This window comes from Micromonospora sp. NPDC000663 (genome assembly GCF_042898105.1).
Taxonomy (GTDB): Bacteria; Actinomycetota; Actinomycetes; order Mycobacteriales; family Micromonosporaceae; genus Micromonospora.
In genome coordinates this window covers 187,449-201,608 of the sequence record NZ_JBIAYR010000002.1, presented here as the reverse complement: position 1 = coordinate 201,608, position 14,160 = coordinate 187,449, and the positions used below count along the sequence as shown (strand labels likewise).

The window sequence follows — 14,160 nt, the reverse complement described above, 5'->3', positions numbered from 1 at the left end:
CGGTGCCGGGTCGTACGCTGCCAGACGTGGATGCGACAGCACGCTCCGGTGAGCCACCCGCCAGCGCCGAGGCTGTCGTGGCTTCGACCGACGTGGTCGCCGGGCGGGGCGGGGAGACCGCGCAGACGCTGGACCGGGGGCTGCGGCTGCTGCATCTGGTCGCCGACGCGCCGGGCGGCCTCACCGTCACCGAGGCCGCGACCCGGCTGGGGATCGGCAGGGCCGCCATCTACCGGCTGGTCGGCCCGCTGACCGGGCACGGAATGCTGCGCCGCGACGCCGACGGGCGGCTCCGCCTCGGCGCAGGGGTCCTGCACCTGGCCCGCAGGGCCCAACCACTGCTCGCCGAGGGCGCGCTGCCAGCCCTCCGTCGGCTCGCCGAGCAGGCCGGCGCGACCGCGCACCTGACCGTCGTCGAGGGCGGCGAGGGCGTCGCGCTGGTCGTGGTCGAGCCGAGCTGGACGTCGTTCCACGTGGCGTACCGGACGGGGGCGCGGCATCCGCTGGATCGGGGGGCGGCGGGGCGGGCCATCCTGGCCGGCCGGGCCGGTGTGGCGGAGCCGGTGAGCAGCAGCGGGGAGTTGCAGTCCGGGGCGTACGGGGTGGCCGCGCCGGTGCTCGGCGTACCCGGGTTGGAGGCGAGCGTGGGCGTGGTGGCCCTCGCCCCGCTGGACGTCGAGCTGGTCGGCCCGCAGGTGCGGGCCGCCGCCACGGCCGTCGCCGTCGCCCTCCGCTGACACTGACCCTGACCCGCGGCCTTGATCGACTCGAGATCGCCGATGTGGCGGTATCTCCGCCGATCGATAGCGCCACTACGCCGATATGGTGTTGATCTCGCCGTATAGCACCCCGAACCGGGTGTCCGGTGGTCATCCACAGGCACGCTCGGGCGGCGTACCCGGCGCTGTCCACAGGGGTATCGGGCGCCGGGGCGAAGGTCCGAGTCTGGGCACATGCCTCCTCGTCCCCACCTACCTCCGGCCCTCGCCTGGCAGGTCTTCCGCGGCTCGGACGTGATCCGACAGGGGCTGGCCACCCGACACCAGCTCCGTGGCTCGTCCTGGATCCGCCTGCGGCACGACGTGTACGCCGACGCGCGCCTCGACCGCGACCACGCGCTGGCCTGCCGGGCAGCGGCGTTGCGGCTGCCACCCGAGGCGGTGATCGCCGGCCCGTCGTCGGCCTACCTGCACGGCGTCGAGCACGCCGCGGGGTTCGACGACGACGTACACGTCCTGGTGCCGAAGGCTTGTCGGGTCGACTCCCAACGCCGGCTTCGCGTGCACCTGCTCGGCGCCGACGCCCCGGCGCTCACCGGCGCGAGTCCGGCCGCCACCCCGCCGCTCACCGGCACGAGTCCGGCCGCCGCGCCACCCCTCCTCCCACCGATGGCCGACGTGGGAGGCGCCATCGCACCGCGCCGCACAGATCCCACCTCGGCAGCCTGGGAGACGGCTGTCTGGTTGGATCCGCTGCGCGCCGTCCCGATCATCGACTCGCTCCTGGCGTGCGGCCTGACCACCCAGGCGGCGCTGACGACCGTCGGCACTGCCAACGCGGACCGGCCGGGCGGCCGCCGGGCGACATGGGTCTTCGGCCTGGCCGATCCGGGTGCGCAGTCGCCCCCGGAGTCGCAGCTACGGGTGCGGCTGGTTCTGGGCGGGCTTCCCCGGCCGGTGACCCAGCATCCGATCCGCGTGGCCGGCGGGCTCGTGCTGCATCCCGACCTGGCCTGGCCCGAGTTCCGGGTCGCCGTCGAGTACGACGGCCGGTGGCACTCCGATCCGGAGCAACTACACCGTGACCGCCGTCGGCTCGACCTGCTCGTGGGTGCGGGGTGGTTGATACTGCACGTCACCGGTCGACGGCTGCACAACGACTTCCCGACCGTCCTGGGGGAGGTCAGATCAGCGTTGTTGTCCCGCGGCTGGCGTCGGTGAGCGCCCCGGCGCTCGATCAACTCCAGCTCACCGACATGGGGGCATCAGGCAGGGCGCAGACCGCCAGATCGCCGATACGGAGTCGATCAACGACACGTGGTCAGCACGGCGTTCAGGTCTCAGGCGTTGACCGCCAGCGCGGGCTCGGGTGGGGCGGGTGCGGGCGAGGCGCGCAGTTCGTCGAGGCGTACGAGCGCGACCCCGGCGACGATGAGCGCGCCTCCGAACAGCTGCCAGGCGGTGGGCAACTCGTCCAGGAGCAGCCAGGCGATGAGCACCGCGAAGAGCACCTCGGTCAGCCCCACGAACGAGGACAGCCGGGGCCCGAGGATCCGGGTGCCGGCGACCCCGGCCAGGTACGCGACGACGGCGGCGACCAGGGAGAGCCCGACGATGGGCAGGAGCCAGCTGGTGCGCTGCCCGGCGAAGGTGACCTCGCCGAATGTGGCGTGCAGCGGCAGCACACCTGTCAGCCCGATCAGGAGCAGTACGGCGGCGCCGACGGCCATGCCGCCGCTGGCCATGGCGACGGACGGCAGTCGGGGGTCGACGCGGCCGGCGAGGACGAAGTAGCCGGCCAGGCCGACCGCGGCGCCCAGCCCCCAGAGCACGCCCACCGGGTCGAAGTCGGCGTTGCCGGCGAGGTCCAGCACGAACGCCAGTCCGGCCAGGGCGGCCACCGAGCCGACAACTGTGAGTTGGCGGGGGCGCTGCCCGTGGCGCAGCCACATCCAGCCGACGACGAGGATGATGCCCAGGTATTCCAGCAGCAACGCGACGCCGACCGGCAGGTAGCGCACGGCGTTGAAGAAGCAGGCCTGGGCCAGCGCGACCCCGAGCAGCCCGAACATGGCGATCGCCGTGGTGTTCCGCCGCAGCACGTCCCATCTGCCGCGCAGCGACAGCACTGCGGGGATCGCCAGCACCAGGGCGGCGATGCCGACCCGGGCGATGACGGCGGCCTCGGCCGACCAGCCGGCCTCGATGAGGGAGCGCGCGAAGGTGCCCGAGGTGGCGAAGGTGACTGCGGAGAGCAGCGCCAGCGCTGCCCCGGCGGCGGCGGGTCGTCGATGCATCTCGCGCTCCTCGGTACGACACGGGTGTCATGAGCAAACTATCCTTGTGCCCATGACGCTAGGCGCAGCCTGTGACAGGAGTCAAGTTGCTTTTCGCTCATGACACCGAGTGTTCGCTGATTGCCGCCGCCGCGCTCGTCAACACGGCGGGCCGCGACGGCGAACTCCTCCCCGACGTCACCGCCCTTGACGCGTTCTTCGTCAGGCACGGCTACAGCGGTCGACACGAGCACACCGACGCCGAGTTGCAGGCCGTCCGGGAGCTGCGGCCCCGGCTGCGCCGCATCTGGTACGCCGAACCGCCCGAGATCGTCACCCTGGTCAACGGCCTGCTGCTGGAGCACAGGGCGCTGCCGCAGCTCATCGAGCACGACGACGAGCCGTACCACCTGCACGCCGTACCCCGGGACGCCCCGCTGGCGACCCGCATCGCGGTGGAGGCGGCGATGGCCATGGCCGACCTGGTCCGCGCCGGCGAGCTACGTCGACTGCGGATCTGCGAGTTTCCGGACTGCGACAACGTGGTCGTCGACCTGTCCCGCAACCGGTCGCGGCGCTTCTGCGAGGCCGGCTGCGGCAACCGCGCGGCGGTGACCGCCTACCGGGCGCGCAGGGCCGCCGGCCGCTCCTGAACGGCGTCGGCCCGCACCTCGTACTCCACCTCGCCGTGCTCGGTGCCCGGAATCGGGTCGTCCCACTGGAGGTGGAAGGTACGCACGTGGCGCAGACCCGCCTTCTCCAGCACCCGCCGGGACCTGTCGTTGACCGCCATCGTCTCGGCCCAGACCCGACGCACGCCCACCCGGTCGAAGGCGTACCGGACCAGCGCCCGCGACCCCTCGGTGGCCAGGCCGCGCCCCCACGCCGAGCGGCGCAGCCGGTAACCCAGCTCGGCCTCGGTGCCGTCGACCGACGGGTCGAGCGCGAACCAGCCCAGGAAGTCGCCCGTCTCCCGGTCGAGCGCCGCCCACCGACCCAGCCCGGGATGCCTGTCGTACTGGGCGAGCAACTTCGGCAACTGCTCATCCCGGACGGTCGCCAGCGGCGTGGCGACGCCACCGGTGAGGAACCGCATCACCTCCGGGTCGCTGTCCAGCTCCACAAGCGCGTCCACGTCGGCAATCGTCAACCGCCGCAACAGCAGCCGCTCGGTCGCCGGAGGCACTCCACCCATGGCCGGATCATCCCGCCCGCCCGGAGACCAGTCGAGCCATTTACCTCGCCCCGAGATTCGTAGCCACCTCGACGCAGTTGTTGTCCTGCACGACGCGGCTGCCGACCTGTACCGGCTCAACCCGCACGACGGGCCGGACCCGGCAGCCCTCTTCGCCCGCTTCCTCGGCTGGGCGGCACCGCGCGGCGGCCCCGCCTCAGGGGTGGGTCATGCGGAGTAGGTCCAGGGTCTCGTCCAGCTGGGTTTCGGTGAGCTTGCCGGAGTCGACGTGCCCCCGGGAGATCACCACCTCGCGGATGGAGGTCTGCTTGGCCAGCGCCTCCTTGGCGATCGAGGCGGCCTCGTCGTACCCGAGGTAGCGGTTCAGCGGGGTGACGATCGACGGCGACCCTTCCGCGTACGCCAGGCAGACCTCGGCGTCCGCGACCAGGCCGGCCACCAGGCGGTCGGCGAACAGCCGACTCACGGCGGCCAGCAGCCGGATCGACTCCAGGAGGTTGCGGCCCATCACGGGGAGCATGACGTTCAGCTCGAAGTCGCCCTGGGAGCCGGCGAAGGCGACTGTCGCGTCGTTGCCGATCACCTGGGCGCACACCTGGCGCATCGCCTCGGCGACGACCGGGTTGACCTTGCCCGGCATGATCGACGAGCCGGGCTGGAGATCGGGGATGCGCAGCTCACGCAGGCCGGCGCGGGGGCCGGACCCCATCCAGCGGATGTCGTTGGCGACCTTGTAGAGGCCGACAGCCACGGTCCGCAACTGCCCCGACGTCTCCACGAGCGCGTCGCGGGCGCCCTGCGCCTCGAAGTGGTTGCGCGCCTCGGACAGCGGCAACCCGGTCGACTCGCGCAGCTTCCCGATCACCGCGGCGGCGAACCCGAGCGGGGTGTTGATCCCGGTGCCCACGGCGGTGCCACCCAACGGCAGCTCGGCCAGCCGGGGTAGCGAGCCCTCCAGCCGCTCCACGCCGTAACGCACCTGGGCGGCGTACCCGCCGAACTCCTGGCCGAGGGTGACAGGGGTGGCGTCCATCAGGTGGGTACGCCCGGCCTTCACCACCGTCTCGAACTCCGCCGCCTTCTCCTCCAACGCGGCGGCGAGGTGGTTGAGCGACGGCAGCAGATCTTCCACGATGAACTGCGTGGCGGCCAGATGGATCGACGACGGGAACACGTCGTTGCTCGACTGGGACGCGTTGACGTGGTCGTTGGGGTGCACCGGCGAGCCCAGCTCACGGCTGGCCAGGGTGGCGATCACCTCGTTGGTGTTCATGTTCGACGAGGTGCCCGAGCCGGTCTGGAAAACGTCCACCGGGAACTGGTCGTCGTAGCCGCCGTCGGCCACGTGCGCCGCCGCGGCGGCGATGGCGGCCGCGACATTCGCGTCGATCACGCCCAACTCGCCGTTGACCTCGGCCGCCGCGCCTTTGATCTGCGCGAGGGCCTTGATCTGGGCCGGCTCGATGCCCCGCCCGGAGATCGGGAAGTTCTGCACCGCGCGCTGGGTCTGCGCCCGCCACAGCGCCTCGGCGGGCACCTCCACCTCGCCCATCGAGTCGCGTTCGATCCGGTATCCGGTCGCCTCTGGAGTCGTCACGCGTACCATCCTGCCGCGCCCGTGGCCGACTCGCAGATGATCGGTCAGCCCAACTCGGCGAGCAGCCGTTCCACCTCGTGCCGATCCGGCGACTCGATCTGCCGAAACAGCGCCAGCGCCTGCTCCAGGTGGATGCGGGAAGCCGCCGGGTCGGTGGCCCACACGCTGCGGGCGATGCCCTCCAACGCCCGGGCCTGCTCATAGCGGGCACCGAGCCGGCTGGCGTCGGCGAGAACCCGGCGGTACAGGTCGAGCGCGCTGGCGGCATCCCCCTGTTCCAGGATCGACCGGGCCAGCAGATTTCGTGACGCACACTGCCCGACCCGGTCACCGGCGTCCACCATCGCCACCAGCGCCTCCCGGTGTCGGGCGGCGGCACGCTCGGGCTGTCCGGCGACGCGTTCCATCACACCTATCTCGTTGAGCACCTCCCCCTCGCCGAACCGGTTGCCGGCCTGCCGTTTGAGGTGGAGCGCGACCCGCAGCAGACGACGGGCAGGGCCCAGATCGCCCATCCGGTGCCGGACAATGGCGAGGTGCCCCATCGCGTTCTCGATCTGCCGGCGGTCCTGCGTCTGCCGGGCCAGCATGAGGTGCAGCCGGGTCAGGCGCAGCGCCTCGCCGTACCGGCCCCAGCCAATCAACGAGTAGGACCGGTTGTTCAGCAGGTTGGTCATCGCATTGAGGTCGCTCATCCCCCGGAGCAGGCCGAACGCCTCGTCGAACTTCGCCTCGGCCTGATGGAGGTCACCGTTCGCCGCGTACGAGATGCCCAGGTTCCACAGCGTGGTGAGCACATCGCCGCGCAGGCCGAGCCGCCTGCGCAAGGCCAGTGCCACCTCCATCGCCTTGATCGCCTCACGGAAGCGAGCCAGCCGGAAGTACGCCGAGGAGACGTAGTTCAGCATCGTGGCGACCGCAGCATCGTCGCCCAGCCGCTCGGCGACACGAAGCCCGAGTGTGTGGGTCTCGATCAGCTCGTCGAGGTGCCCGCCCTCGAAGTTGAGTCGCCAGCAGGCACGGGCCAACTGCCAGCAATGGACGGGGAAGCCCTCCTCCTCGGCCACCCGGACCAGGGCGGTGAGCGCGACATGGTTCTCCTCGAACCACGCCCGCCCCTCGGCCACCGGGACGGCGACCAGGTCGGGCCGGCCGGGCGTGTGCGCGGGGATGTTGCGGCGACTGCCCGCCGCCTCGATCGTCCGGGCGATCCCCAACGTGACGGACAGGTGATGGTCCAGCAGCCGCTCCAGGGCTGCCCTGCGCTCCCCCTGCCGATCCGGGCCGACAAGCAGCAACCTTGCGTACTCGCGAAGCAGATCGTGTAACCGGTAGCGACCCGGCTGCACCTCCTCCACCAGGTGCGCGTCGACCAGCTCGTCGAGCAGTTCCTGGGTTTCGGCCAAGGGCAGCTCGACCAGGGCTGCGGCGACCCGACTGTCCAGGCGCCCACCCGGATACAGGCCGAGCAACGGAAACAGGCGCTGCGCCAGTGGTGAGACCTGCGCGTACGACAGGGCGAACGCCTGCCCCACCGAACGCTGCCCGGCGGTCAGCTCGGCCAGTGGACCCGCCCCGGCGGCCAGCCGCTCGGCGAGGTCGGCGACCCGCCACCGCGGTCGGTGCGCGAGGCGTGCGCCGGCCAACCGGATGGCGAGCGGCAGGTGGCCACAGCGACGCGCCACCTCGGCTGCCGCCTCCGGTTCGGCGGCGATCCGTTCCACGCCGGCGACCCGCCCGAGCAGCTCGATCGCCTCGTCGGCGTCGAGCACTGGCAACGACGACGGGCGGCCCTCGTCGAGCCCGACCAGGCGACGACGACTGGTGATCAGGATCAGGCAGTGCGAGCCGCTGGGCAGCAGCGGGGCCACCTGGTCGGCGGTGCCCGCGTTGTCCAGCACCACAAGCGCCCGCAGGCCGGCCAACTCCGTCCGCCACAGCGCCAGCCGGTCGTCCGTGTCCTCCGGTATCCGCTCGACCGGTACACCGAGCTGGCGCAGCAGGGCGGCCACGCCCGCAGCCGTTGTCAGCGGGCGGCGTTCACTGTGCCCGTGCAGGTCGATGAAGAGTTGGGCGTCCGGGTAGCGATCGGCGAGGGCGGTGGCGACGTGCACCGCGAGTGTCGTCTTGCCGCTGCCGGCCATTCCGTCGATCAGCTGGATCCGGGTGCCGTCCTCCTCGATCTCCTTGACCAGGCGGTTCAGCGTCTCCTGTCGACCGGTGAAGTCACCGATCGCGCGGGGCAGCGAACGGACCGGCAGCGTCGACCGGGCCTCCCGACCGACCAGGGCCAGGTCGCCCGCGAGCACCCGCTGGTGCAGCTCCTGCAACTCGGCGCCCGGTTCGATGCCCAGCTCGTCGGCGTACAGCCGCCGGCCCTCCCGGTAGACCGCCAGCGCGTCGGCCTGCCGGCCGACCGAGGACAGAGCGAGCATCAACTGGCCGCGCAGACGCTCGCGCAGCGGATGCTGGTCGACGCTCTCGGTCAGGTCCTCGATCAGCTCCGCGGCACGCCCGAGGCGCAGCTCGACGTCGACGCACTCCTCCAGCACCGTGAGGCGCTGCTCGTCGAGCGCCTGGGCGCGACGACGGATGCTACGGCTCGGTATGCCCCCGAGTGCCGGTCCGCGCCACAGCGCCAGGGCCGCGCGGAACCGCTCACGGGCGTCGCCCAACCGGCCGGCCGCGACGGCGGCACGGCCAGCCTCCACCGTGCGGGCGAAGACGTCGGCGTCCAGGTCGTTCAGGGCGGTACGGATGCCGTACCCGACCGGGTCGGTGATGATGGTTTCCGGGGTGAGGCCCAGCTCGGTGAACCTGCGGCGCAGCCGCGACACGCAGGTCTGCAACTGGGCCCGGGCGGTGGCCGGAGGGTTCTCCTCCCACACCGCGTCGACCAGTTCCTCGACGGGCACCAACCGTCCGGGGCGCAGCAGCAGCATGGCGAGGACGATCCGGTCGCGGCCGGCGGTGACAGTGGACTCGCCACCGCCGACCCGCAGAGGCCCCAGGATCCCGAACCGCATTTACTCCCCCGCATCAGTGGTGCAACTTCAGCAGAGTAGTCCGGCGATCACAGATCAGCGCAGTCAGGCGATAGTGATCTGAGAGCGGATCGACAGCGGTGCGCAGCACACTCGCTCCGGGTTGTCGGTGACGGCATCCGACGGGGGCGGTGCGCCCGCCCCACCCCAGCGGGGCGGGCGCACCGATGTCGGTTCAGCACGGATGACAGGAAGGGGCACCGGGCGGTCGCCCGATGCCCCTTCGCCGTACGTGTCGGGTCAGCGGCGACCGACGGTGAGCACCGGCTTGGTGACCTCGGCGAAGAAGTCGTTGCCCTTGTCGTCGACGACGATGAAGGCCGGGAAGTCCTCCACCTCGATCTTCCAGACGGCCTCCATGCCCAGTTCCGCGTACTCGAGCACCTCGACGTGCTTGATGCAGTCCTGGGCGAGGCGGGCGGCGGGGCCACCGATGGAGCCGAGGTAGAAGCCGCCGTGCTGCTGGCAGGACCTGGTCACCTGACCCGAGCGGTTGCCCTTGGCCAGCATCACCTGCGAGCCCCCGGCGGCCTGGAACTTCTCCACGTAGGCGTCCATCCGGCCGGCGGTGGTGGGGCCGAAGGAGCCGGAAGCGTACCCCTCGGGGGTCTTCGCGGGGCCGGCGTAGTAGACGGCGTGGTCGCGCAGGTACTGCGGCATGGGTTCACCGGCATCCAGCCGCTCGGCGATCTTGGCGTGCGCGATGTCGCGGGCGACCACGAGCGGCCCGGAGAGCGAGAGGCGCGTCTTCACCGGGTACTTCGACAGCTCGGCGCGGATCTCGTCCATCGGCCGGTTGAGGTCGACCCGGACGACCATCTCGCCGTCGAGGGAGTCGTCGGTGACGTCGGGCAGGAACCGCGCCGGGTCGGTCTCCAGTCGCTCCAGCCAGACGCCCGACGGGGTGATCTTGGCCACGGCCTGCCGGTCGGCGGAGCAGGAGACAGCGATCGCCACCGGGCAGGAGGCGCCGTGCCGGGGCAGCCGGACCACCCGTACGTCGTGGCAGAAGTACCGGCCACCGAACTGGGCGCCGATGCCGAAGTTGCGGGTCAGCTCCAGCACCTGCGCCTCCAGCTCCAGGTCCCGGAAGCCGTGGGCGCTCATCGAGCCGGCGGTGGGCAGCGCGTCGAGGTACTTGGCGCTCGCGTACTTCGCGGTCTTCAGCGCGTACTCGGCCGAGGTGCCGCCGATGACGATGGCCAGGTGGTACGGCGGGCAGGCGGCGGTGCCGATCAGCCGCAGCTTCTCCTCCAGGAACTGCATCATCCGCGTCGGGTTGAGCAGCGCCTTGGTCTCCTGGTAGAGGTACGACTTGTTGGCCGAGCCGCCGCCCTTGGCCATGAACAGGAACTTGTACGCGTCGGGGTGCCCGTCCGGGTCCTCGGCGTACAGGTCCACCTGGGCGGGCAGGTTGCTGCCGGTGTTCCGCTCGTCCCACATGGTCAGCGGGGCGAGCTGCGAGTAGCGCAGGTTCAGCCGGGTGTACGCCTGGTAGACGCCCCGCGAGATGGCCTCGGCGTCGGCCCCGTCGGTAAGCACGTGCCGGCCCCGCTTGCCCATCACGATCGCGGTGCCGGTGTCCTGGCACATCGGCAGCACCCCGCCGGCGGCGATGTTGGCGTTGCGCAGCAGGTCCAGGGCGACGAACCTGTCGTTCGGCGAGGCGGCCGGGTCGTCGATGATCGACCGGAGCTGGGCCAGGTGCGCCGGGCGCAGGAAATGCGCGATGTCGTGCATCGCCTCGGCGGTCAGCGCGGTGAGCGCGGCCTGCTCCACGGTGAGGAACCGGCGGCCCCCGGGGCCGTGTACGACGTCCACGCCCTCGTCGGTGACCAGGCGGTAGTCCGTCTGGTCGGGGCCGGTCGGCAGGAGGGGGGCGTACGAGAATGCGGCGGCACTGCTCATGAGCGGCAAGCCTAGGGCAGACCGGTCGATCATTCCCACCCGCCGGGCTGCGTCTGGGACGCCGCTCTCATCAGCCGTCCTTGCCGCCGTCCGGGTCGGGGCAGAGTTCCCGTTTGGGTCCGCAGTTGTCGCCGCCGTCCGGTCCGCCGGGCCCGGGGCCGCCGGGGCGTGGGGCGTCGCCGTCACCGGGTCGACCGGGGGTGCCGGCGGAGGCGCCGAAGCGGATGTAACCGATCTCCCGCCCCTCCCCGATGATCATTCCTTGTGGCCCGACCGCGAGGGCGTTCGCCGAGGTGCGCACGACTGCCAGCTCCCGCCCGGTACGCGGGTCCAGCGCCGTCAACCGGGACGGCTTCTCGTCGGCGACCAGCGCCGCGTACGGAGTGAGGGCGGCGCCGGCCTTGCCGCTGGCGGGGCGGGTCCACAGCACCCGGTCGGTGCCGAGTTCCCGGGCCGTCACCGAGCGCTTGTCGGCGGCCCGGAACACCGCGTACCTGTCGTCGACCGCGACGAGCTTCGTGTCGCGTTCACCCACCCAGAGCAGTCGTCCGTCGTACCCGTCGATGACCGCCTCGCGGCCGTCCGCGCCGACGCCGATCAGCACGTTCCGCGCGCCCTGCGGGTCCTCGCGCTGCGCGCAGCCGGCGTTGTCGGCGGTCCGCAGGTTGACGCCGGCCCGCTGCCAGGCCTCCTGCCCGGTCGCCGGGTCCCGCGCGGAGATCGCGAAGTAGCAGGACCCGTCCTGCGAGCGGGCGGCGATCCGCAACATCCGGCCGCCCACCACCGAGAGCCGCTCGTCCTGGCCGGGCTCCACGTTCTGCAGGACCCGGCCGGTGGCGGTGTCGACGACGTGCACCCGGCCGTCGACGGGGAAGCCGAGTAGCGGGGGCACCGACTCGGGGCCGGCGACCCCGTCGTCGACCCGGGGGGCGGTGAGCCGGCGGGTGCCGCGCAGTCCCGGGTTGTCGGCGAGCAGGCCGCTGTGCACCCCGGGCAGGAACGCCGTCCACAGTGGGGCCGTGCCGCGCGGGTCCCAGGCGCTCAGGGTGCAGTCGGTGGCGTCCGTGCAGCTGGCGTCCAGCAGCAGGTTGCGGTACGTCCACACGGCCACCGCGTCGTCGTCGCGCCGCCGCGTCGCCCCGGTGGTGGGGTCGAGCAGCTCGTACCCCTTGACCAGCAGCTTGCCCACCGCGACGACCGGGTCACGGTCACCGCCGGCGACCGCCGCCCAGTCCGCCTTGCGCTCCCAGAGCTGGGCGCCGGTGGCGAGGCTGCGGGCCTCGACCCGGGTGCGCTGCTCCACCACCACCGTGTCGCCGGCGATTGTCACGCTGCGCGGGGTGCCGCCGATCCGCTGCTGCCAGACCACGTCCGGCTCGGAGATCGGATCGCTGCGGTCGACCCAGTCCCACAGCCCCGGGAACGGATTCCAGACACCTGTGGCGGCGAGGGCGACGACCACGGCGAGGCCGAGCAGCAGCCCACCGCGCACGCTCCCCTTCGCCACACCGCACACCGTAGCCACGATCACGGATCTTCAGTACGCCCGCGCCGCCGTGTCGCCGCGCTTTCTGTACTCGAAGGTGTTAGAGCGTCCGTACGGCACTGCGTACCAGCGGAAGCGTGCGGTACGGGATCTGCTCGGCCAGCGCGATGATCGTCGACGCCCGGGTGATGCCGGCGGACGAGACGATCTGGTCGATTACCCGTTGCAGGTCGGTGTTGGAGCGGGCCACGATCCGGCAGAGCAGGTCGCTGGAGCCGGTGATGGTGTGCGCCTCCAGCACCTCGGGGATCGCCGCGAGGTGGGCGGTGACCGGGTCGTGGCCGTGCCGTTGGCTGATCTCCAGGGTGACGAAGCTGGTCACCCCGAACCCGATCGCGGCAGGTGAGATCTCCGGACCGAAGCCGCCGATGACACCCCTGTCGACCAGTTTGTCGAGACGCGCCTGGACGGTGCCCCGGGCCACGCCGAGCCGCCGGGAGCACTCCAGCACCCCGATCCGTGGCTCGTCGGCGAGCAGTTCGACCAAGCGAACGTCGAGCGCGTCGAGCTGTACAGCCTGCTCACCCTTCATGGGTTCAGACCATACTGAATGCGCAACCTGACCAGCGTTTACACCGACAGTTGCCCACCTGATGCCGGCACGGCGATCCTTCGGACAACAACCGGCCCACGAGGCCGGCCGGTACGCGAGGGAGGCCACCATGACCCAGGCGATCGACCGACCCCAGTCGACCGAGGACGTCGACGTCGACCAGCTCGTCGGCGCTGTCGACCACGACATCAGCCACGACCCGTTCCCGGTCAAGGGCCTCGACTACGTGCACTTCATGGTCGGCAACGCCAAGCAGGCGGCGCACTACTACTCCACCGCCTTCGGCATGACCTGCGTGGCGTACCGGGGACCCGAGCAGGGCTTCCGGGACTACGCCGAGTACGTGCTGACCAGCGGCTCGGCCCGGTTCGTCCTCACCGGCGCCGTCCGCCCGGACGCCAAGGGCGCGGAGCACGTCGTCAAGCACAGCGACGGCGTCATCGACATCGCCCTCGAGGTGCCCGACGTGGACGCCGCGTACGCCCACGCCACCGCGCAGGGCGCGACCGGCCTGGTCGAGCCGAACGACATCACCGACGAGCACGGCACCGTCCGGGTCGCCTCCATCGCCGCGTACGGCGACACCCGGCACACCCTCGTCGACAGGTCCCGCTACACCGGGCCGTTCCTGCCCGGCTTCGTGGCCCGTGGCCCCATCGTGGACCGGCAGCCGATGATCGACGCCGGCATCCAGCCGAAGCGCTTCTTCCAAGCCGTCGACCACGTGGTCGGCAACGTGGAGCTGGGCCGGATGGACGAGTGGGTCGAGTTCTACAAGCGGGTGATGGGCTTCTCCAACATGGCGGAGTTCATCGGTGACGACATCGCCACCGACTACTCGGCGCTGATGAGCAAGGTCGTGGCGAACGGCACCCGCAAGGTGAAGTTCCCGCTCAACGAGCCGGCGGTGGCCCGCAAGAAGTCGCAGATCGACGAGTACCTGGAGTTCTACCAGGGCCCCGGCGCCCAGCACATCGCTGTCGCCACCAACGACATCGTGGCAAGCGTCGACGCGATGCGGGCGGCGGGTGTCGAGTTCCTGGACACCCCCGATTCGTACTACGACGACCCGGAGCTGCGCGCCCGGATCGGCAACGTGCGGGTGCCGATCGAGGAGCTGAAGGCCCGCAAGATCCTGGTCGACCGGGACGAGGACGGCTACCTGCTCCAGATCTTCACCAAGCCGGTGCAGGACCGCCCCACCGTCTTCTTCGAGCTGATCGAGCGGCACGGCTCGCTGGGCTTCGGCAAGGGCAACTTCAAGGCGCTGTTCGAGGCGATCGAGCGGGAGCAGGAAGCCCGCGGCAACCTGTAACACTTGC

11 protein-coding genes are annotated in these 14,160 nt (G+C 71.5%); 4 read left to right on the top strand and 7 right to left on the bottom strand.

Annotated features, from left to right (window positions below):
- The first annotated feature begins 77 nt into the window (after positions 1 to 77).
- Both ACFY1S_RS09555 and ACFY1S_RS09550 read left to right on the top strand, forming a co-directional pair.
- Positions 78 to 737 carry an IclR family transcriptional regulator gene (locus tag ACFY1S_RS09555; protein WP_387115992.1) on the top strand — a complete coding sequence of 220 codons (660 nt, stop codon included), beginning with the start codon at positions 78 to 80 and terminating at the stop codon, positions 735 to 737.
- Between the two features lie 216 nt (positions 738 to 953).
- Positions 954 to 1,940 (top strand): endonuclease domain-containing protein, encoded by a 987-nt coding sequence (locus ACFY1S_RS09550; RefSeq protein ID WP_387114853.1) that lies wholly within the window; start codon positions 954 to 956, stop codon positions 1,938 to 1,940.
- 119 nt (positions 1,941 to 2,059) lie between these two features.
- Here the strand turns inward: ACFY1S_RS09550 and ACFY1S_RS09545 are convergent, their stop codons facing one another.
- Positions 2,060 to 3,016, bottom strand: coding sequence for a DMT family transporter (locus tag ACFY1S_RS09545; RefSeq protein WP_387114850.1), 957 nt, complete (start codon positions 3,014 to 3,016; stop codon positions 2,060 to 2,062).
- An 86-nt stretch (positions 3,017 to 3,102) separates the two neighbouring features.
- On the opposite strand from ACFY1S_RS09545, the gene ACFY1S_RS09540 reads away from it, so the two are divergent.
- On the top strand, positions 3,103 to 3,648 hold the full coding sequence (locus ACFY1S_RS09540; protein ID WP_387114847.1) for a CGNR zinc finger domain-containing protein: 546 nt from the start codon (positions 3,103 to 3,105) through the stop codon (positions 3,646 to 3,648).
- Here ACFY1S_RS09540 and ACFY1S_RS09535 read toward each other — a convergent pair.
- The 6 genes from ACFY1S_RS09535 to ACFY1S_RS09510 form a co-directional block, all read right to left on the bottom strand.
- A complete protein-coding gene (locus tag ACFY1S_RS09535; RefSeq protein WP_387114844.1) occupies positions 3,615 to 4,190 on the bottom strand; it encodes a GNAT family N-acetyltransferase in 576 nt (191 codons plus the stop codon). The genes ACFY1S_RS09540 and ACFY1S_RS09535 overlap by 34 nt on opposite strands.
- Before the next feature lie 196 nt (positions 4,191 to 4,386).
- The gene (locus ACFY1S_RS09530; RefSeq protein WP_387114841.1) at positions 4,387 to 5,796 is read right to left on the bottom strand and encodes a class II fumarate hydratase; all 1,410 of its coding nucleotides are present in this window, start codon (positions 5,794 to 5,796) and stop codon (positions 4,387 to 4,389) included.
- A gap of 35 nt (positions 5,797 to 5,831) precedes the next feature.
- The gene (locus ACFY1S_RS09525; protein ID WP_387114838.1) at positions 5,832 to 8,813 is read right to left on the bottom strand and encodes a BTAD domain-containing putative transcriptional regulator; all 2,982 of its coding nucleotides are present in this window, start codon (positions 8,811 to 8,813) and stop codon (positions 5,832 to 5,834) included.
- A gap of 258 nt (positions 8,814 to 9,071) precedes the next feature.
- A complete protein-coding gene (locus ACFY1S_RS09520; protein WP_387114835.1) occupies positions 9,072 to 10,739 on the bottom strand; it encodes a fumarate hydratase in 1,668 nt (555 codons plus the stop codon).
- A 70-nt stretch (positions 10,740 to 10,809) separates the two neighbouring features.
- Entirely contained in the window at positions 10,810 to 12,219 is a 1,410-nt protein-coding gene (locus ACFY1S_RS09515; RefSeq protein ID WP_387115990.1) for a PQQ-binding-like beta-propeller repeat protein, read from the bottom strand.
- Positions 12,220 to 12,325: 106 nt separating this feature from the next.
- Positions 12,326 to 12,817 carry an Lrp/AsnC family transcriptional regulator gene (locus ACFY1S_RS09510; protein WP_387114832.1) on the bottom strand — a complete coding sequence of 164 codons (492 nt, stop codon included), beginning with the start codon at positions 12,815 to 12,817 and terminating at the stop codon, positions 12,326 to 12,328.
- Between the two features lie 130 nt (positions 12,818 to 12,947).
- Here ACFY1S_RS09510 and hppD point away from each other — a divergent pair, with 130 nt between their 5' ends.
- Positions 12,948 to 14,153: a 4-hydroxyphenylpyruvate dioxygenase gene (gene hppD / locus ACFY1S_RS09505; RefSeq protein ID WP_364372602.1), complete on the top strand. Its 1,206-nt coding sequence runs from the start codon at positions 12,948 to 12,950 to the stop codon at positions 14,151 to 14,153.
- Positions 14,154 to 14,160 lie beyond the last annotated feature (7 nt).